Origin of the sequence: Nocardioides pollutisoli, from assembly GCF_040045055.1 — a bacterium.
GTDB lineage: Bacteria > Actinomycetota > Actinomycetes > Propionibacteriales > Nocardioidaceae > Nocardioides > Nocardioides tweenelious.
Map to the genome: position 1 here is coordinate 289,959 of NZ_JBDZDU010000001.1, position 18,683 is coordinate 308,641.

Consider the following 18,683-nt stretch of genomic DNA (forward strand, 5'->3'; position numbering starts at 1 on the left):
AGAGGTCAGACGCGGGCGAGCTCGTCGAGCAGCGCGGCGGCCGCGTCGTCGGTGTCGGGGAGGCCCTCGATCCAGATCCGCGCATGCGGGTCGGCGGTCCCCTCGAGCATCTTGCGGAGCAGGCCGACGCGGCGAGCGATCCGCTCGTCGCGCGGCGCCAGCACGACCAGTCGCCCGGGGGCGATGTGGCTGATCGTCTCGGCGCCGGTGAAGACGGTGCGCACGGTCGCGCCGAGCTGCGCGACCCGCATCGAGCGGGTCAGCGAGTCGCCGGTCGGGGCCGGCGCCGCGACCACGACCAGTGCGTGGGAGTGACGGCCCTCGTCGGCGCGGTAGTGGTCGGCGAGCCGGCTGCGCAGGTGAGCGAGGCTGGCGAGCCCGGTGAGCGGGTCCTCGCACGAGAGCCCGTGGAGGTAGCCGAGCGCCGCGTCGCTCCAGGCCACGGCGAGTGCTCGGGTCTCCTCGAGCGACGGCTCGGTCCCACGGACCAGCCGCGAGGTGGTGGCGAGGCTGTCGATGACCTCGGCCAGGGACAGACCGTCCCGGGCGAGGGTGGCGCCTGCGACCTCGCAGGCGACCACCGTGCCCGATCCCGAAGCAAGGGCCTCCCCGACTGCCTCGAAGCGGGGCGGCAACGCCGCCCGCAGCTCCGAGGACAGTTCCCGCCCTGCTTCGGGATCGCCCGTGGCCGTCCGGCGCTTGCGCGTCGAGATCCGTCCCACGGTGGCTCCCCCTCTGTTGGTCTGCCGGGGATGGAACGCGGGTCGCTGTGACCCATGACGCGAAACTCGTAACAATTTCTGCGTGATCTTTTGGCACCTCGTCCGTTGAGCCTGCGTGGCCGCCCCCGTCTCGACCATCGACGGCCCCAGCGACGCCGAGCTCATCTCTGCCGTTCGGGGTGGCGACGTCGACGCCTACGGAGACCTGTTCGCCCGTCACGTCGAGGCCGCGCGACGCCTCGGACGACAGCTGGTGCCCGGTCCCGACGTCGACGACCTGGTCTCCGAGGCCTTCGCCAAGGTGCTGGTCGTCCTGCAGCGTGGCGGCGGTCCCGACCTGGCCTTCCGCGCCTACCTGCTGACCGCCATACGTCGCCTCCACGTCGACCGGATCCGGGCCACCTCGCGTCTGCACACGACCGACGACCTCACCCCGTTCGACCCGGGTGTGCCCTTCCGCGACACCGCGGTCGAGGGCTTCGAGAGCGGCGCCGCCGCCCGTGCCTTCGCGGCCCTGCCCGAGCGCTGGCAGCTGGTGCTGTGGCACACCGAGGTCGAGGAGCAGAAGCCGGCCGAGGTCGCCGTCCTGCTCGGGATGACCCCCAACTCCGTCTCCGCGCTCGCCTACCGCGCCCGCGAGGGACTGCGCCAGGCCTATCTCTCCATGCACGCCAGCACCGCCGACGACGACGCCTGCGAGCGCACCCGCGCCCAGCTCGGCAGCTACGTCCGCGGTGGACTCTCGCGTCGTGAGGCGGCCCGGGTCGAGCAGCACCTCGAGGAGTGCCGCGCGTGCGCGGCGATCTATCTCGAGCTCGCCGAGGTCAACTCCGACCTCCGGGCCGTGCTCGCCCCCCTGCTGCTCGGCGCAGCGGCTGCGGCCTACCTCGCCGGCTCCGCCGGCGGCGCGGCCACCGCGACCGGTGGCGTCCTGGTCCTCCTCGGCCGGGCCCGCGACGCTGTCGTCACCCACGGCCCGACCGCCGCCGTCGCCGGCGCCGCTGCGTCCGCGGTCGTCGCCGGGCTGGTGCTCACCCTCCACCACGGCGACCGGCCCGTGCCCGACGCCCAGGACACGCCGATCATCGGCAGCACGCCGACCGCGGGTCAGCAGCAGAGCCCGGCGCGTCGTACGCCGGACCAGCGGACGTCCTCGCGCACCGCGGTCAGCAACCCGCTCACCGGCTCGGCGCCGACCGTCTCGCCGACTGCCACCCCCACCACGCCGCCGACCGCCGACCCGACCACGACCGGTCCCACGAGCAACCCGACCAGCTCGGGCCCCACCTCCCGCCCGTCGGACAAGCCGAGCCAGGGCCCGCCTGACGAGCCGCGCACCACGGATCCGTCGCCGCTGGTCCACGTCGGCGCGACCATCGCGGCCGACCCGGACGGGATCGGCGTCGGGGTCGACCTCGGCATCGCCGGGCAGCCGCTGCCGACGGTCTCGGTCACGATCCCGGTCCCCGGCGCTCGCTGACAGGCTTGCCCGGCGGCCCAGCCGGGTAAGGAGTGAGCATGACCGTCAGCAGACTGATCGCCCGCCCGATGCTCGCGTCGATCTTCGTCGTCGGCGCGGCGACCGCCCTCAAGAACTCCTCGGGAACGGCCGCCAAGGCCGACCCGGTGACCTCGCGCCTCGTGCCCCTCGCGAAGAAGGCGGGCATCCCGTTGCCGGAGGACCCCGAGACGCTGGTGAAGATCAACGCCGGCGTCCAGATCGCCGCCGGGCTCGCACTGGCCACCGGGCGCGCCCCGCGTCTCTCGGCCGCCGTGCTCGCTGCGTCCTTGATCCCGACGACCGCGGCCGGACACCGCTTCTGGGAGCACGAGGACGACGCCACCCGCACCCAGCAGCGCCTGCACTTCTTCAAGAACGTCTCGCTCGTCGGGGGCCTGATCATCGCCGCCGGTGACACCGAGGGGAAGCCGGGCGTGGCCTGGCGGGCGCGCCACGGCGTGCGTGACGCCCGACGCGAGGCGAAGCGCCTGGCCCACGACGCCCGCCGCGAGGCGAGACTCGCCCGAGCCCGCATCGGCTGACGCCGATAGGGTTCGGGGCGTGAGCGACGCCGTACCCGACCCCTGGCCGGCACCCCGTGCCGCCCACCCTGTCGACGCCGTCGTCTCGCTGCCCGGCAGCAAGTCGCTCACCAACCGCGCGCTGGTGCTGGCGGCGATCGCCGACGGCCCGTCCGTCGTACGCCGTGCGCTCCGATCGCGCGACACGTCGTTGATGGCGGCCGCCCTGACCTCGCTCGGCTCGCACGTCGACACCTCCGGTGACGACTGGGTCGTGACGCCCGGTGCCTTCGACGGCGACGCCGCCGTCGACTGCGGGCTCGCCGGAACCGTGATGCGGTTCGTGCCGCCGATCGCCGGCCTGTCGACCGCCACCGTGTCGTTCGACGGCGACCCGCACATGCGCCAGCGGCCGATCGGCGAGATCCTCGGCGCCCTGCGCACGCTCGGCGTCGGGGTCGACGGCGACGCCCTGCCGTTCGCAGTCCGCGGCTCCGGTGCAGTCCGCGGCGGGACGGTGGTCGTGGACGCGTCCGCGTCGTCGCAGTTCATCTCCGCGCTGCTGCTGGCGGGAGCGCGTTACGACGACGGCGTCGACGTACGCCACCAGGGCAAGCCCGTGCCGTCGCTCCCCCACATCGACATGACCGTCGCGATGCTGCGCGAGCAGGGCATCGAGGTCGACGACGCCGATGCCGATCGCTGGGCCGTCGCGCCCGGACCGGTCAAGCCGGTCGATCGGCTGATCGAGCCCGACCTCTCCAACGCCGCTCCGTTCCTCGCCCTGGCGGCCGTCTCCGGTGGCACCGTCACGGTCCGCGACTGGCCGCGCTCGACGACGCAGCCGGGCGACTCCCTGCGCCAGATCCTCACCACCATGGGCTGCGAGGTCGAGCTCGGCGACGACGGCCTGCGCGTGACCGGCAGCGGGACGCTGCTCGGGATCGACGCCGACCTCCACGAGGTCGGGGAGCTGACGCCCGCGATCGCCGCGCTCTGCGCCCTCGCCGACGGCCCGTCCCACCTGCGCGGGATCGCCCACATCCGCGGTCACGAGACCGACCGGCTGGCCGCGCTCGCCACCGAGCTCGGCGCCCTCGGCGCCGACGTCACCGAGCACGACGACGGGCTGAGCTTCCGTCCCGCTCCCCTCCACGGCGGGGTCTTCCACACCTACGCCGACCACCGGATGGCGCACGCCGGCGTGATCCTCGCGGCCGCGGTCGACGGCGTCCTGGTGGAGAACGTCGCGACCACCAGCAAGACCTTCCCCGACTTCGCGGGCTTCTGGTCAGGGCTCGTCACCCCATGACCGGGCGCTACTCCGACCAGGACATCGAGCACTACGACCGTCCCCGTCGACGTACGCGCCCCCGCACCAAGGAACGACCCACCTACGACGACGCGGTCGACGGCGTCGTCATCACCGTCGACCGCGGTCGCTACACGCTGCTGGTCGACGGCCACAAGGTGATGGCGATGAAGGCCCGCCCGCTGGGTCGCAAGGGGGTCGTGGTCGGCGACCGGGTGCGGGTGGTCGGCGACACCTCGGGCGACGACGGCTCCCTGTCCCGGATCGTCGAGGTGCGTGAGCGGCTCACGACCCTGCGTCGTACGGCGGACGACGACGACCCCGTCGAGCGGGTGATCGTCTCCAACGCCGAGCAGCTCGTCGTCGTCACCGCCCTGGCCGACCCCGACCCGCAGCCGCGGCTGATCGACCGGGCCCTGGTCGCGGCGTACGACGCGGGCATGCAGCCGCTCCTCTGCCTCACCAAGGCCGACCTCGCCGACCCGGAGACGTTGCTGGTGACCTACCGGTCGCTGGGCGTGCCGTGGGTCGTGACCCAGGTCAAGGGGCCGGGCGGCAGCGACCTGACCGAGCTGCGCGAGCGGCTGGCCGACAAGACCAGCGTGCTGCTCGGCTCGAGCGGCGTCGGGAAGTCCACGCTGGTCAACGCGCTGGTCCCCACCGCCCACCGCGACGTCGGGATCGTCAACGCGGTCACCGGTCGTGGGCGGCACACCTCGACGTCGGCGTACATGCTCGCGCTCCCGGACGGCGGCTGGATCGTGGACACCCCCGGCATCCGGTCCTTCGGGCTCGCGCACGTGCAGCCGGAGCGGCTGATCGAGGCGTTCCCGGACCTCGACGAGATGACCGAGGACTGCCCGCGCGGCTGCACGCACGGCACCGACGAGCCGGAGTGCGGTCTCGACGAGGCGGTGGCCAACGGCGAGGCCGACCCGCTGCGGGTCGAGTCGTTCCGGCGGCTGCTGGCCGCGCGGAGCGAACCGCTCTACTAACCCCACACCGCCCGGGCGCCGGCCTCGCCGGTGAGGAACACCCACACCAGCAGCAGCACCGCGGCGATCCCGAGCAGCACGTCGAGCACGATGCGCAGCGCACCCGTCCGGGTCGCGAACCACCCGGAGGCGAGCGCGACCACGCCGAAGGCGATCGTGATCCAGAGGAGCTGTCCGGCGCGGTCCTCGTGCTCCTGGACCTGCGGGCTGCTCCGCAGCTCGGGCTTGTGCTCGAGGAAGTTGTCGCCGGTGAGGTAGGCCGCGACGATCGCGCCGGTCGCCACGAGGGCCAGCACGACCATCGGCCAGCGCAGCTTCAGCCGCCACCGCGGGACCAGGAACAGCAGTGCGCCGATGCCGGCGAGGGGGCCGAAGATGACCGCCGCGTGCACCACGAGCGGGTGCAGCGGAAGGCCGTTGATCTCCATGCCTGCAAGGTAGAGGCGGTTGATGAGAATAGTGTGAGGCCGTGCCGACGAAATCCACGGACTACACCGACGACCTGCGACTGGCGCACGTCCTGGCCGATGACGCCGACTCGATCAGCGAGAGCCGGTTCAAGGCCCTCGACCTGCACGTGATGAGCAAGCCCGACCTCTCCCCCGTCACGGACGCCGACCAGGCGGTCGAGGAGAGCATCCGGCGTACGTTGTCGCGGGCCCGGTCGCGCGACGCGATCACCGGCGAGGAGCAGGGTTCGAGCGGACACAGCCAGCGGCGCTGGGTCATCGATCCGATCGACGGCACCAAGAACTTCGTGCGCGGCGTCCCGGTCTGGGCGACGCTCATCTCGCTCGTGGTCGACGACGAGGTGGTGCTCGGCGTGGTGTCGGCGCCGCTGCTGCAGCGGCGCTGGTGGGCCTCGAAGGGCAACGGCGCCTGGACCGGGCGCTCGCTGCTCAAGGCCACCCGCTGCCAGGTGTCCGACGTACGCCGCCTCGAGGACGCCTCGCTGTCCTACGCGTCGCTGTCCGGCTGGGACGAGCGGGACCGGCTCGACGACTTCCTGTCGCTGATGCGGCGCTGCTGGCGCACCCGTGCGTACGGCGACTTCTGGTCCTACATGCTCCTCGCCGAGGGAGCCGTCGACATCGCGGCCGAGCCCGAGCTCGAGGTCTACGACATGGCCGCGCTCGACATCATCGTGCGCGAGGCGGGTGGCCGGTTCACGTCGCTGGAGGGCACCGACGGGCCGTTCGGCGGCAACGCGCTCGCCACCAACGGTCACCTGCACGAGGCGGCACTCTCGTTCCTGGGCACGCTGCCGGACGACGACGACCCGGACACGCTGCGCACCGGACCGGGTTCGGTCTCCGACCTCCGGACACACCGACGCGACTGACCCCTCGCGTGTGAGCCCGGTCACGGCTACCGTCGTGGGATGCGGATCAGTGACGTGCTCCAGGCCAAGGCCAGTCGCGAGGTCATGACGATCAGCCCGGACGCCGGCGTCCGAGAGCTCCTCGCCGTGCTGGCCGACCACAACATCGGCGCGCTCATCGTCAGCAGCGACGGGGTGACCCTCGAGGGCATCGTCAGCGAGCGCGACGTCGTGCGCCACCTGCACTCCGAGGGGACGGTCGTCAACAACGTCGTGCGCGCGATCATGACCGAGGTCGTCGAGACCTGCGACGAGGACGCCGTGGTCGACGACCTGATGAAGATCATGACCGACCGCCGGATCCGTCACGTCCCGGTCGTCCACGACGAGCGGATCGTCGGGATCATCAGCATCGGCGACGTGGTCAAGCACCGCATCGACCAGCTGGAGTTCGAGCGCGACCAGCTCGACTCCTACGTGCACCAGACCTAGCGCGCGGTCAGCGGGACTCGCTCTCGGCGAGGACCAGCGCCATGTCGTCCTGGAGCTTGCGACCGCTGTGGGCGAGCAGGTGGTCGACCAGGTGGTCCATCGCCTCCTCCACCGTGCCGGCGCCGAGCTCCGCCGCGAAGTCGTCGAGCGGGAAGAAGTCGCCGTGCTTGTCGCGCGCCTCCACCAGGCCGTCGGTGTAGAAGAGGATCCGGGCGCCGACGGGCCAGGCGTGCTCGGTCAGGACCGGGTCGGAGCCCAGGCCGAGCGGCAGCGTCGGCTCGCCCGTGTCGAGGGTCGTGGCCTCGTCGCGGACCACGAGCAGGGGCGGGTGGTGGCCGCAGTTGGCGAGCGTGACCCGGTGGCCGTGGAACTCGCCGACGATCGCGGTCACGAACTCCTCGTCGCCGACCATCCGGGCCAGGGTCTGGTCGATCGTCCGCGATAGCGCACCCAGGTCCGGCTCGGTGAACGCGGCGGCGCGGAAGGCACCCAGCACCGCGGCCGCGGTCTGCACGGCCTCGAGTCCCTTGCCGCGGACGTCGCCCACGATGACGCGCACGCCGTACGGCGTGGCAGCGACCTCGTAGAGGTCACCGCCCACCAGCGCCTCGGCGGTCGCGGAGACGTAGCGGGCAGCCAGGCCGACCGAGCCGATCGCGGTCGGGATCGCACGGAGCACTGCTCGTTGAGCGGTCTCGGCGATGACGGTCATCCGCTGCAGCTGACCCTCGCGCCGCTCGCGCAGCGCGGCGCCCTGGACGCCGACCACCCCCAGCAGACCGCACAGCCCGACCCGGATGAACCAGTCGAACGTGCCGAACGACTCGAGCCAGGCGCCGGACAGCAGGGCACACACCAGTGCCGCGCCGGCCACGACCGCCGTACGCCGGGCGGTCGTGAGCAGGCTGGCAACGATCGCCGACCCCGCGAAGACGGCGACCAGTTGCGCGGGCGTGGTGATGGAGAGCAGCACCAGGAAGGCCAGGATCACGAAGCCGGCGAGGAGGCCGGTGTCGAGTCGGCGCGAGCCGAGGTGCGGGGAGGTCACCCCACGATCCTGCCAGTCGGTGGGGCGTCGGGCGGGACGTTTAGGCTGGGCGGCATGGACAAGCCTGAGATCGACTTCTTCGACCCCGAGCCGCCGACCGACCTGGTCGTCACCGAGATCACCGAGGGCGACGGCCCCGAGGCCACCTCGGGCTCGACCGTGTCGGTGCACTACGTGGGCGTGGCCCACTCGACCGGCGAGGAGTTCGACGCGTCGTACAACCGCGGCGCTCCCCTGCAGTTCCGCCTCGGCGTCGGCCAGGTGATCTCCGGCTGGGACAAGGGCGTGGAGGGCATGAAGGTCGGCGGTCGCCGCCAGCTCGTGATCCCGCCGCACCTCGGCTACGGCGACCGGGGCGCCGGTGGCGTCATCAAGCCCGGCGAGACCCTGATCTTCGTGGTGGACCTGCTCGGCGTCAGCTGACGCTGACCTACCAGGGCAGTCCGTCGTCGAAGGTGCCCTCGTCGGCGACCCGGGCGGACTGCCCGGCCAGGGTCACCACGTCGCCCGGCACGAGCTGCCGGCCGCGGCGGGTGTCGACCTCACCGTTGACGGTGACCTGGCCCTCCTGGATGAGCGGCTTCGCCTCCGCCCCGGAGTCGACCAGGTTGGCGAGCTTGAGGAACTGACCCAGCCGGATCGACTGGTCGCGGATCGGGACGTCCATCGGCTCGCTCATGGCGCCATTGTCGCTCACCCGAGCACAACGCTGACCGTGTGGATCAGGACGCCGACGAGCCCGCCGACGATCGTGCCGTTGATCCGGATGAACTGCAGGTCCCGGCCGACGTGCAGCTCGATCCGGCGGGCGGCCTCCTTGCCGTCCCAGCGCTCGATCGTGTGGGTGATCACGGTGGTGACCTCGTCGCCGTACCTCTCGACCGCGAAGACCGCGGCGTCCGAGGCGAGGCCGTCGAGCCGGGCGCGCAGCGTCTCGTCGGTGACCAACCGCTCGGCGAAGGCCGACACCTCCTGCAGCAGGCGGAGGCGTACGGCGCCCTCGGGGTCGACCAGGGAGGCGGTGAGCGACCGGCGGAGCGCGTTCCACAGCGACACCGCGGACGTGACCACCTGCGGCTGGTCGAGCAGCCGCTCCTTGAGGGCCTCGGTGCGCTGCTGCGTGTCCGGGTCGTGCAGCAGGTCCTGCGCCAGCTGCGCGAGCATCGAGTCGAGCGCCAGCCGGGCGTCGTGGCGCGGGTCGGCGCGGATGTCGGCGACCCAGCGCAGCAGCTCGCGGTGGAGCCGCGAGATCACCGCGTCGTTGAGCCGCGTCGGCGCCCACCACGGCGCCCGCTCGCCGAGGATCTCGGCGACGGCCTCGGGGTTGTCGACCAGCCAGCGGTAGAGCTCGTCCAGGGTCAGGTCGACCAGCCCGTGGTGCAGGTCGTCGCGCACGGTCTCCTCGAGCAGGCTCCCCAGGAGCGGGGCGATCGGCTCCTCGTGGAACCGCGGCACCATCGCGTCGCGGATCAGCGCCTCGATGTGGTCGTCGCGCACCCGGCCGAGCGCGATCACAGCGACGTCGGAGGCCTCGTCGACGGCCTTGCGGGCATGGGCGGGTACGGCGAGCCAGCGGCCGACCCGCATCGAGATGGTCGCGGCGGCGACCCGCTCGCGGATGATGTCCTCCTGGAGGAAGTTCTCCCCCACGAACTCCTCCAGCCCGCGGCCCAGGTCGTCCTTGCGCTTGGGGATCAGCGCGGTGTGCGGGATCGGCAGGCCGAGCGGGTGCTTGAAGAGCGCCGTGACGGCGAACCAGTCGGCGATCGCACCGACCATCGACGCCTCCGCGCCGGCGTTCACGAAGCCCCAGAAGCCGTCCTGGTCGAGCGTCGCGACGTAGACCGCCGCAGCGGCCAGCAGGAGCGACACCGCGAGGGTGCGCATCCGGCGCAACCCCCTGCGGCGCTCGACATCGGCATCGGGGTCCGGGGTGATCATCGTGACGGTGTCGGTCATCGTCCCGCGATTCTGCCCCACGAGACCCCATGTCAGACTTCTCCGCATGTCTCGCACCGTCATCACCTTCGGCACGTTCGACGTGTTCCATGTCGGACACCTCCGGGTGATCGAGCGCGCCGCCGCCCTGGGCGACCGGCTCGTGGTGGGCGTCTCCGCCGACGAGCTGAACCTGCGCAAGAAGGGCCGCGAGCCGGTCTTCAGCCAGGCCGAGCGCCTCGCGATCGTCGCCGCGCTCAAGCCGGTCGACGAGGTCTTCGTCGAGGAGAGCCTCGAGCTCAAGCGCGAGTACATCCAGAAGTTCGGTGCCGACGTCCTCGTCATGGGCGACGACTGGGCCGGCCGGTTCGACGAGTTCAACGACATCTGCGAGGTCGTCTACCTCACGCGTACGCCGGCCATCTCGACGACCGCCCTGATCGAGAAGATCTCCGGCGGCAGCTGATCGGGCACGCCTGTCGGCGCCGACCCCTACGGTGTGGTCCGTGACCGCTCCGCTGCCGCCCGAGCCAGCCGCCGTGCCCGCGCACCCGGGCGGGCTCGGCGTCGCTCACGGCGCCGCCCTCACCCTGGGTGCGGTGCTCGGCACCGGCGTCATCTCGCTGCCGGCGCTCGCCGCCCGCTCCGCCGGTCCTGCGTCCCTGGTCGCCTGGGTCGCACTGGTGCTGCTGTCGGTGCCGCTGGCGACGACGTTCGCCGGGCTGGGCGCGCGCTACCCCGACGGCGGCGGCGTCTCCACCTACATCCGCCGCGCGTTCGGCGGCCGGCCCGCGACCGTGATCGGCTGGTGCTTCTACTTCGCGATCCCGCTGGGCGCGCCCGCGGCGGCCGGCTTCGCGGGCGCCTACGTCGCCGACTCGATCGGCGGTGGTCGCCAGAGCCAGCTGCTCACCTCGGGACTGCTGATCGCCGTCGTGGCCGTCATGAACTGGTACGGCGTACGCGTCTCCGGCCGCGTCCAGCTCGTCATCGCGGCCGCCCTGGCACTGCTGCTCGCCGTCGCCACGCTGGTCTCGCTGCCGCACGCCACGCTCGACCACCTGACCCCGTTCGCGCCCCACGGCTGGATGGCGATCGGCCACGCCGCCGCGCTGCTGATCTGGGCGTTCGCGGGGTGGGAGATCGTCACGTCGCTGTCGTCCGACTACCGCGACCCCGCGCGCGACATCACCCGCGCGACCTGGATCGCGATCGTGGTGATGGGCGTGCTCTACCTCGGCATCGCCTTCGCGACCGTGGCCGTGCTGGGCGAGGGGCCGAGCAAGGCGCCGCTCTCCGACCTGCTCGTGCTCGGCTTCGGCGAGCCGGCACGTGGCGTGACCACCGTGGTCGCCGTGCTGCTCTCCCTCGGTGCGATGAACGCCTACTTCGCCGGCAGCGCCCGGCTGGGTGCGGCGCTCGGCCGCGACGGCTCGCTCCCGGCCTGGTTCGCGGAGGGCGCGATGGCCGGCGAGGTGCCTCGGCGGTCGCTGGCCGTCGTCACCGCCGGCGCGCTGGCCACCCTGCTCGCGATCGCCGCGACCGGCATCGCGCTCGAGCGGACGATGCTGCTGGTGACCGGAGCGTTCGCGCTGGTCTACGTCGTCGGCACGGCCGCCGCCATCCGGCTGCTGCCGCGCGGGAGCTGGGTGCACCGGGGCGCGGTCGTGTCGTTCGTGTCGTCGCTGGCGCTGCTCGCCGTCAGCGGGAAGTACCTCCTTCCCCAGGTCGTGGTCGGCGCGCTCGCGATCGCGTGGACGATGCGCTCGTCGGCGCGTGCTGTCCCACCAGCCGCCGTGACCTGACAGCCTGTGCCGGTGACCCGCTCGCTGCGACCTCTCGCCTACGCGTCGGTCGTCGCCGTGCTCTCGACCGGGCTGCTCGTGCTCGCCGTCGGCTACGGCTGGCTCGGACCCGACGTCGGGCGCGGGGACAACTTCTGCGAGGCGGCGAGGTCCGGCTGGGTCAAGCAACCCGCCAACACCTGGTCCAACCTTGGCTTCGTGGTCGCCGGGCTGCTCGTCGCCTGGCGCGCCGGTCGGGTCGACCAGCTCGGCGAGGTGCTGCCCCGGCACACCGGCCTGGCCACGGCGTACGCCTGCCTGGTCGTGCTGCTCGGACCAGCGAGCGCCGCGATGCACGCCACGCAGGCCGAGGCGGGCGGGCAGCTCGACCTGCTGAGCATGTATCTCGTGGCGTCGTTCGCGGCGGCGTACGCCCTGATGCGGTGGTACCGACGGAGCACGCTCTTCTTCGCCCAGCTGTTCCTGCTCTTCGTGGCGGCCTGCGAGCTGGTCGGCAACCTCCTCGGCACGGTCCCGGTCGTCGAGCAGCCGGGCAACGTCGCGTTCGCGGGGCTGCTGCTGACCGCGGTGGTCCTCGAGGTCCGTCTGTGGCGGCGCGGTGGCACCCGCACGAACCTGTGGTGGGGCGCAGCCTCGCTGGGCGCGATCCTGCTGGCCTTCGCGATCTGGAACGTCACCAAGTCCGCCTGGTGCGATCCCCACTCGCTGCTCCAGGGGCACGCCGCCTGGCACCTGCTCGACGCGGTGTCGGCGTACCTCCTGTTCCGGCTGTGGGCCAGTGAGCGTCCGCCAGCACGCTCAGTAGAAGCCGTAGCGCGCTAGCGGCTCGACCAGCTGGTGCTCCTCGTAGGAGAGGTGCGAGCCCATCGTGTCGGCGAGCAGGTCGACGGCTGCACGCAGCTGCACCATCCCGTCGTCCTGCCCCGGATCGGACGGTGCCACGACCGCCACGAGGGCCCGGTCGACCTCGTCGAGGACGCCGGCGATCACGTGGTGCTCCTCCTCGAGCCGGTCGATCACCGGCGCCAGCGCGGTGTCGCGGGCGCGCAGGTGCGGGAACATCGACTGGTCCTCGATCGAGTGGTGCGTGGTGACCACGCGGCAGTAGGACTGGCAGTAGGCGCCGAGCGCCCAGTCGTTCTGACGCATCGTCATCGCGTTGATCAGCGACCGCGCTCGGCCGGCGTCGACGGCGCCCGCCTCGACCTGGTCGATGATGTCGAAGAGCTGGGCGAGCTCGGAGCGCAGGTGGTCGTGCACGTCGACCAGGTGCTGCCCGGTCGCCCGCTCCTGCGCGGTCCAGGCGATCGGCGGGTGGGGTGACGTGTACGTCGGGCGGGTCGACTCGTCCCACGGCGCCCGGTCGCTGCGGCGGGTGCCGTCGTCGGGGGTGGCTCGGACGGCCGGACCCGCTGCCATGACGACCTCCGGCTCGGGCACGGGTGCCCGGCGCGGCGCCCCGGCGCGCTCGGCGGCGACCAGGTCGCGCACCGCGGGGGCCACCTCGACGCCGTACCGCCGGATCTCGTCGGGGTCGTCGCTGCCGAGGATGAACGTGCTCGTCCCGTGGGTGAGCGTCAGCTCGGCCAGGCGCTCGGCCCACGACGGGTCGGTCGAGGGGGTCACGTTGTAGAGGCGGCGGATCGTCGACGGGTCGCGGCCGGCGGCGACCGCGGCGTCGTCGATCCGGGCGTTGCGCTCGGCGAGGGTGTCCACCGGCACGTAGGACTCGCTGGGCAGCCAGCCGTCGCCGACACGTCCGGTGAGCTCGAGCATCCGCGGGCCGATGGCGCCGATCCAGATCTCGACGTCGTGGGCCGGCGTGGGACCCGCGGACCAGGTCGAGCGGATCACGCCGATGCCCTCGTCGAGCGCGCGCAGCGCCTCCCCCGGCGTACGTCGTGGGCCACCGGCGGCGACGATCGCGTCCCAGAAGGCGCCCGCACCGATACCGAGCTCGACCCGGCCACGGCTGATCAGGTCGAGGCTGGCGACCGTCGTGGCCAGCACGTGGGGCGGGCGCAGCGGGAGGTTGGCGACGTTGGTGGTGACCCGCAGGCTCGACGTACGCGCCAGGATCGTCGCGAGCAGCGCCCAGGCGTCGAGGAACCGACGTTGGTAGGGATGGTCCTGCACCGTCGCGAGGTCCAGCCCGGCCGCCTCGGTCAGCAGCGCCAGCTCGACGACCCGGTCGGGGGCGGCCGCGTCGGGTGTCAGGAAGGTGCCGAACTGGAGGTCCTGGCCGTAGTCGGTCACGCCTCGGAATCTAGCCGAGCGAGCAACTGGTAGACGCGGTCGGTGCGGTCGCGGCTGCCGGCCGGTCCGGGTCGCTCGGCGTCGCGTCGCAGCCCCGCGTCGGAGCGGGTCCACTCGCGGATCGCCCAGCGCTCCTTGACCTTCCAGGCCCCGTCCTCGCGGACCAGGTCGTCGACGTAGCGGAAGGCGGTGGTGAAGTTGAGGGCCGGCTCGTCGGCCGGGGTGCCCCAGTGGATCGCCGTCCCGTAGGTCTCGGCGACGGCCCGGTCGCCGCGCACCTCGGCGAGGTGGTTGCCGACGACGTGCATGGTGCCGCCGAGGTGCGGGAGTCCGCGGCGCAGCCAGGCGACGTACTCGTCGGCGCTGCCGTCGAAGCCGGTGTGGTGGTCGATGCCGTCGCGGGCGTAGACCGCGCGGATGTCGTCGTACTGCAGCCGGTCGACGGCACGGCAGTAGGCCAGCACCAGGCGGTGGATCTCGTCGCGGTCGCTCAGCAGGTCGGAGGCCATGGCCGATGTCTACCAGTGCAGGTCGGTCTCGGTGCGGGCTTCGTAGCGGTGCCAGGTGACGGTCCCGCTGACAGCGAGGTCGCGCACGAGGCGTACCTCGTCGAGCTCGAACGTGATCGTCCGGCTCCCGGAGTAGGTGAAGGTCCCGCCGTGGAGGCCGACGCCGTGGCCGGAGTAGTTGTTCCACCAGCGGTCGATGACGTCCGCGACGGTGGCGTCGACGGTGCGCTTCGTCCCCAGGTCCCTGCTGCTGCGGGGGAAGACGTCCATGGCGTCGACGGGCGGGATCGTCGTGGCCGACGGCTTCGGGGTGCGGTGCGGGTGGCGCACGAACTGGCGCACGAGGTCGCTCGCCACGCCGTCGGTGTCGCCGAGCGCCGTGACGTGGAAGCTGTCGGGGATCACGATCTGGGTGGCGTTCGGGAACTGCTGCAGGATCATCGCGCCCTCGGCCGGCGTCGTGATCGAGTCGAGCTCGCCGCTGAGGACCAGCACCGGGACGTCGGGGTAGCTGCCGCCGGGTGGCATCGGCGGTCCGGCCGGGTCGTCCGCGGGAGCGGTCGGCCAGCGCAGGCACCAGTTGAGCATCTGCCAGTCGGAGGCGACGTACTCCCGCACGGTGAAGGGCCCGTAGGTGTGCGGTCTCGTCCTCGTCCGGTGACGCAGGGCCTTCTCGTACTGCGTGCGGCGCTCGGCCGGGCTCGCGGTCATGTCGTAGACCTGCGGGTAGTCGTGGCACGCAACGGCGGCGTCGAGGCCCTCGCTGTAGGCGCGCGGGTTGCCCGCGTCCGTGCCGCCTCCGGTCGCCTCGGCGACGAGCCGCAGCAGCGGTGCCCGGTCGCCGCGCAGCGCAGAGCGCATCGCCGCGGTCATCTCGCGGTAGAACGGCGGGCCGTACGTCGCGCCATACGCGATCGCTACCAGTGCCGGCGCGTCGACGGTGACCTTCATCCGGCGACCGTCGGCGTCGTGGGCCGTGCCGCGCCACGGGTGCTTGCGGACGATGGCGAGGACCCGGTGGAGCGTTGCCCTCCACCCCGGGTCGACCTTCTCGAAGGAGCGGGTCATCGCCGGTCCCTGCGTGGGGTACCACCCTGTCTCGCCGTACGCCGGATAGGCGCCGTCGGCGATGACGCTCCGGACCAGGTCGGGATGACGACCGGCGAAGACCTGGACGAAGAAGGTGCCGTAGGAGTCGCCGTAGACGTCGAGGTCCGTCAACTGCAGCGCATCAGCGACCGCAGCGAGGTCGTCGGCCGACAGGGCGGTCGTGTAGTCGTCGGCCCGGTCACCCAGGCTCCGCCCGCAGCGACCGGCCGCGACGTCGTACGCGACCTTCAGGTCCTGGAGGTCCGGGCAGTCGAGCGCCGCGGACCTCCCTGTTCCTCGTTGGTCGACGAGGAGCAGGTTGCGGTGGTCGAGGAGGTGGCGGTACATCCCGGTGAAGTAGTCCACCGAGCCGGTGGTGCTGTAGCCCGGCCCACCTTCGTGCGGCACCAGCGTCCCGACGTCTGGCCCGTGCTCGGCCGGCACGAACGCAAAGCCCACCTTCAGCGTCCCCTGGCTCGGCACGCCGGGCTCCCACTGTCGGGTGATCGAGCCGCACAGCGCGCGCTGGGTGACCTTGCAGGGATGCAGCGTCACGGTCCCGACGACGACCGTGTCGTCGTCGGCCTGCGTCGGTGTCGGGGCAAGGAGTGCCGCCGCCAGGGCCGCGACGACTGCCGTACCCACCGCGATCCTCATGGCCTGACGCTACTCGGGCGGCACCGGTGGTTGAGGAGGTGCTCTGAGACCGTCTCGAGACCACTGCAGACCGGTCACACCGGAGGCACTTTCGGGTTGTTCGCACGTTCGTACGTGATCTACGTACGAACGTGTGAACAACGGAAACGCAACCCCTGTCGGGAGCGCCTACTCCCCGAACCGATCCGAGAGCGCGTAGCGGAGCAGGACGACCTCGCCGATCGGGCGTACGTCGACCAGGGTCGCCCGTCGGTCGGCGTCGTAGGGGAACCGGCCGTCGCTGACAAAGCGGCGGGCACGCGAGTCGCCGACGAAGAAGGGAGCGACGACGAGCTGGAGCTCGTCGGCGAGACCGGCGGTGAGGAACTGGGTGTGCAGGGTGCCGCCGCCCTCGACCATCAGCCGGTGCACGCCCCGCGCGTGCAGGTCCTCGGCCAGGCCGGCCATCGAGACCCGGGGGCCGCCGTCGATGACGGTGGCGACGGCGGAGAGGCGGGAGCGAGCGGCGGGAACGGCGCCGGACGTGCAGTAGACGAGCTTCTCGGACTCCCCGGTGGTGAAGAAGCGCGACGACGGGTCGAGCCGACCACGGCAGGTGACGGTGACCTTGACCGGACTGGGCTTCAGACCGCGGGCGATGCGCTCGTCGCGACGGCCGGGCTCGCGGACCAGCAGCCGCGGGTCGTCGTTGCGGACGGTCGCGGCGCCGACCATGATCGCGTCGCACGCGGCCCGCTCCCGGTCGACCCGGTCGAGGTCTGCGTCGTTGGAGAGCACGAGCCGCTGGTCGGAGCCGCTGTCGAGGTAGCCGTCGAGCGACATCGCGCAGCTCAGCAGGACGTAGGGGCGCTCAGCCACGGGCGACCACTCCCCGGGTGAGGACTCCCCGGGTGAGGACGACGGCGCCGGGGAGCGTGGCGACGAGGGCGAGCACGCCGTACGCCACCGCGACCGTCGCTCCCTGGGACGCACCCAGCCCGGCGCCGGCGAACGCCCAGGCCGCAGCGCCCTCACGCGGACCCCAGCCCGCGACGTTGAGCGGGATCGCGGCGGCGAGCATCACGACGAGCGCGAGCGGCACCAGCTCGGTGACCGAGGCGTCGGTCCCCACGGCCCAGGCCGCGACCAGGAAGACCGCGACGTGGCCGGAGGCGGCGACCAGCGAGGTGAGGACCACGACCGGCCAGCGGACCGCGGCCGCCACCACCGCCACGCCCGCGACGATCGCACCCGGGGGGAACGGCCCGACCAGCAGGATCGCCCCCGTGGCGACCACCTGCACGACCTGACCGAGGGTGCGCTCGGCGGCGACGCCCGAGACTCCGTGCCGGAAGGCCCGGTGCACGTCGCCGAGCACGCCGCCCGGCAGCGTGGAGTTGAGGAACTGCGAGCGGTAGTACGCCGCCACCGCGGTCCCCAGCGGTACGTCGTCGCCGAACCCGCTCGCCACGCGCTGCCACCGCCACGCACAGCACAGCGTGGTGACGGCGGTGATCGCGACCGCCGCGACGAGCGCGACCGGGTTGACCGCGCGGGCGGCGTCGGCGAACGGACCGGCCCCGACCCGCCACACCACCACCGCCAGGATCGTCAGGCCGCCGAGGACCTTCGGCCACCTCATCGGACGGCCTCGAGGGCGTCCGAGACCAGCGCCGCGGTGCGGTCCCAGCCGGTCAGCTCGGCGCGACGGGTGCGCGCGGCAGCGCGGAGGCCCGAGCGGTGCGACGGCGACGTCAGCCACGCCCGCAACGCAGCACCCAGGGCGTCCGCGTCACCCACAGGCACCAGCACGCCCCCACCACCGAGCGCCTCACGCACGCCGCCGACGTCGGACGCGACCACCGGCACTCCGCGGGCGAGCGCCTCGGTCACGACCATGCCGTAGGTCTCGGCGCGCGAGGCGAGCACGAGCAGGTCGGCCTCGGCGTACGTCGCGTCCAGGTCGGCGCGCGCCATCGCGCCGCTGAGCCGGACGACGGGCGGCAGCGAGGAGGCGAAGTCCGGCTCGATCTCCACCGACCCGACACCGCGGCAGGTCCAGTCGAGGTCGGAGAGCGACGCCAGGGCGGCGGCCAGCACGTCGTAGCCCTTGAGCCGGGTCACCGCCCCGACGCTCAGCAACGCACCCCCGGACGGTGATCCGACCGAGCAGGGCGCGGGATCCACCCCGGGTTCGGCGACGAACACCCGCTCCAGCCCGTAGCGCTCCACCAGCTCGTCCCGGGTCCACCGGCTGGTCGCGATCACGCCGGCCACGGCGCGCAGCAGCGGCCCCTCCCACGGCTCCCAGCGCGGCAGGTGCACGAGCACGACGAGACGCACCCGGGACGCGTCGGCGATCAGGTCGGACGACGTGAGCAGGCCGTCCAGCAGCACGAGGGCGCCGTCCGGGACGGTGGCGATCGACGAGTGCTCGACGAGTCCGAGGGCCGAGGCGATGCGCCGGTCGTAGACGTTCCCACCCGACGGCCGGGCCGGGTCGTCGACGTCTGCGGGGCGCACCAGGTGGATCGCCAT

21 protein-coding genes are annotated in these 18,683 nt (G+C 72.7%); 10 read left to right on the forward strand and 11 right to left on the reverse strand.

What is annotated here, in order from left to right; genetic code table 11:
* Positions 1–5: 5 nt before the first annotated feature.
* On the reverse strand, positions 6–722 hold the full coding sequence (locus ABLE68_RS01365; protein ID WP_348869283.1) for a hypothetical protein: 717 nt from the start codon (positions 720–722) through the stop codon (positions 6–8).
* Between the two features lie 115 nt (positions 723–837).
* On the opposite strand from ABLE68_RS01365, the gene ABLE68_RS01370 reads away from it, so the two are divergent.
* From ABLE68_RS01370 to rsgA, 4 genes are read left to right on the forward strand one after another with little or no spacing between them, the layout of a single operon-like run.
* Positions 838–2,202 (forward strand): sigma-70 family RNA polymerase sigma factor, encoded by a 1,365-nt coding sequence (locus tag ABLE68_RS01370; RefSeq protein ID WP_348869284.1) that lies wholly within the window; start codon positions 838–840, stop codon positions 2,200–2,202.
* Positions 2,203–2,240: 38 nt separating this feature from the next.
* Entirely contained in the window at positions 2,241–2,765 is a 525-nt protein-coding gene (locus ABLE68_RS01375; RefSeq protein ID WP_348869286.1) for a DoxX family protein, read from the forward strand.
* Positions 2,766–2,784: 19 nt separating this feature from the next.
* Positions 2,785–4,056 (forward strand): 3-phosphoshikimate 1-carboxyvinyltransferase, encoded by a 1,272-nt coding sequence (aroA, locus tag ABLE68_RS01380; RefSeq protein ID WP_348869287.1) that lies wholly within the window; start codon positions 2,785–2,787, stop codon positions 4,054–4,056.
* The gene (gene rsgA / locus ABLE68_RS01385; protein ID WP_348869289.1) at positions 4,053–5,051 is read left to right on the forward strand and encodes a ribosome small subunit-dependent GTPase A; all 999 of its coding nucleotides are present in this window, start codon (positions 4,053–4,055) and stop codon (positions 5,049–5,051) included. The genes aroA and rsgA overlap by 4 nt, the downstream gene beginning before the upstream one ends.
* Here rsgA and ABLE68_RS01390 read toward each other — a convergent pair.
* The gene (locus ABLE68_RS01390; protein ID WP_348869290.1) at positions 5,048–5,479 is read right to left on the reverse strand and encodes a DUF2231 domain-containing protein; all 432 of its coding nucleotides are present in this window, start codon (positions 5,477–5,479) and stop codon (positions 5,048–5,050) included. The two genes, rsgA and ABLE68_RS01390, sit on opposite strands and share 4 nt — an antisense overlap.
* A 41-nt stretch (positions 5,480–5,520) precedes the next feature.
* On the opposite strand from ABLE68_RS01390, the gene hisN reads away from it, so the two are divergent.
* A complete protein-coding gene (gene hisN, locus ABLE68_RS01395; RefSeq protein ID WP_348869292.1) occupies positions 5,521–6,393 on the forward strand; it encodes a histidinol-phosphatase in 873 nt (290 codons plus the stop codon).
* A gap of 39 nt (positions 6,394–6,432) precedes the next feature.
* Positions 6,433–6,864: a CBS domain-containing protein gene (locus ABLE68_RS01400; RefSeq protein ID WP_348869294.1), complete on the forward strand. Its 432-nt coding sequence runs from the start codon at positions 6,433–6,435 to the stop codon at positions 6,862–6,864.
* A gap of 7 nt (positions 6,865–6,871) precedes the next feature.
* On the opposite strand, the gene ABLE68_RS01405 is transcribed toward ABLE68_RS01400, so the two are convergent.
* Positions 6,872–7,912 (reverse strand): PP2C family protein-serine/threonine phosphatase, encoded by a 1,041-nt coding sequence (locus ABLE68_RS01405; RefSeq protein ID WP_348869295.1) that lies wholly within the window; start codon positions 7,910–7,912, stop codon positions 6,872–6,874.
* A 54-nt stretch (positions 7,913–7,966) separates the two neighbouring features.
* Between ABLE68_RS01405 and ABLE68_RS01410 the strand changes: the two genes are divergently transcribed.
* Positions 7,967–8,335, forward strand: coding sequence for an FKBP-type peptidyl-prolyl cis-trans isomerase (locus ABLE68_RS01410; RefSeq protein ID WP_348869297.1), 369 nt, complete (start codon positions 7,967–7,969; stop codon positions 8,333–8,335).
* Positions 8,336–8,342: 7 nt separating this feature from the next.
* Here the strand turns inward: ABLE68_RS01410 and ABLE68_RS01415 are convergent, their stop codons facing one another.
* On the reverse strand, positions 8,343–8,591 hold the full coding sequence (locus ABLE68_RS01415) for an RNA-binding S4 domain-containing protein (RefSeq protein WP_348869298.1): 249 nt from the start codon (positions 8,589–8,591) through the stop codon (positions 8,343–8,345).
* Positions 8,592–8,605: 14 nt separating this feature from the next.
* The gene (locus tag ABLE68_RS01420; RefSeq protein ID WP_348869299.1) at positions 8,606–9,871 is read right to left on the reverse strand and encodes a DUF445 domain-containing protein; all 1,266 of its coding nucleotides are present in this window, start codon (positions 9,869–9,871) and stop codon (positions 8,606–8,608) included.
* 46 nt (positions 9,872–9,917) lie between these two features.
* Here ABLE68_RS01420 and ABLE68_RS01425 point away from each other — a divergent pair, with 46 nt between their 5' ends.
* From ABLE68_RS01425 to ABLE68_RS01435, 3 genes are read left to right on the forward strand one after another with little or no spacing between them, the layout of a single operon-like run.
* Entirely contained in the window at positions 9,918–10,316 is a 399-nt protein-coding gene (locus tag ABLE68_RS01425) for an FAD synthase family protein (protein WP_348869300.1), read from the forward strand.
* Positions 10,317–10,356: 40 nt separating this feature from the next.
* Positions 10,357–11,655 carry an APC family permease gene (locus tag ABLE68_RS01430; RefSeq protein WP_348869301.1) on the forward strand — a complete coding sequence of 433 codons (1,299 nt, stop codon included), beginning with the start codon at positions 10,357–10,359 and terminating at the stop codon, positions 11,653–11,655.
* A gap of 12 nt (positions 11,656–11,667) precedes the next feature.
* Entirely contained in the window at positions 11,668–12,477 is an 810-nt protein-coding gene (locus ABLE68_RS01435; RefSeq protein ID WP_348869303.1) for a ceramidase domain-containing protein, read from the forward strand.
* Here the strand turns inward: ABLE68_RS01435 and ABLE68_RS01440 are convergent.
* The 6 genes from ABLE68_RS01440 to ABLE68_RS01465 form a co-directional block, all read right to left on the reverse strand.
* Positions 12,454–13,911, reverse strand: a complete 1,458-nt coding sequence (locus ABLE68_RS01440; protein ID WP_348869305.1) for an LLM class flavin-dependent oxidoreductase — start codon at positions 13,909–13,911, stop codon at positions 12,454–12,456. The two genes, ABLE68_RS01435 and ABLE68_RS01440, sit on opposite strands and share 24 nt — an antisense overlap.
* Positions 13,908–14,420 carry a nuclear transport factor 2 family protein gene (locus ABLE68_RS01445; RefSeq protein WP_348869307.1) on the reverse strand — a complete coding sequence of 171 codons (513 nt, stop codon included), beginning with the start codon at positions 14,418–14,420 and terminating at the stop codon, positions 13,908–13,910. Before ABLE68_RS01445 ends, ABLE68_RS01440 begins: the two co-directional genes overlap by 4 nt.
* A 9-nt stretch (positions 14,421–14,429) precedes the next feature.
* Positions 14,430–16,166, reverse strand: coding sequence for an alpha/beta hydrolase (locus ABLE68_RS01450; protein WP_348869309.1), 1,737 nt, complete (start codon positions 16,164–16,166; stop codon positions 14,430–14,432).
* 168 nt (positions 16,167–16,334) lie between these two features.
* Positions 16,335–17,024 carry a RibD family protein gene (locus tag ABLE68_RS01455; RefSeq protein ID WP_348869310.1) on the reverse strand — a complete coding sequence of 230 codons (690 nt, stop codon included), beginning with the start codon at positions 17,022–17,024 and terminating at the stop codon, positions 16,335–16,337.
* On the reverse strand, positions 17,017–17,787 hold the full coding sequence (locus ABLE68_RS01460) for a lysylphosphatidylglycerol synthase domain-containing protein (RefSeq protein WP_348869311.1): 771 nt from the start codon (positions 17,785–17,787) through the stop codon (positions 17,017–17,019). Before ABLE68_RS01460 ends, ABLE68_RS01455 begins: the two co-directional genes overlap by 8 nt.
* The gene (locus ABLE68_RS01465; RefSeq protein WP_348869313.1) at positions 17,784–18,683 is read right to left on the reverse strand and encodes a glycosyltransferase family 4 protein; all 900 of its coding nucleotides are present in this window, start codon (positions 18,681–18,683) and stop codon (positions 17,784–17,786) included. The genes ABLE68_RS01460 and ABLE68_RS01465 overlap by 4 nt, the downstream gene beginning before the upstream one ends.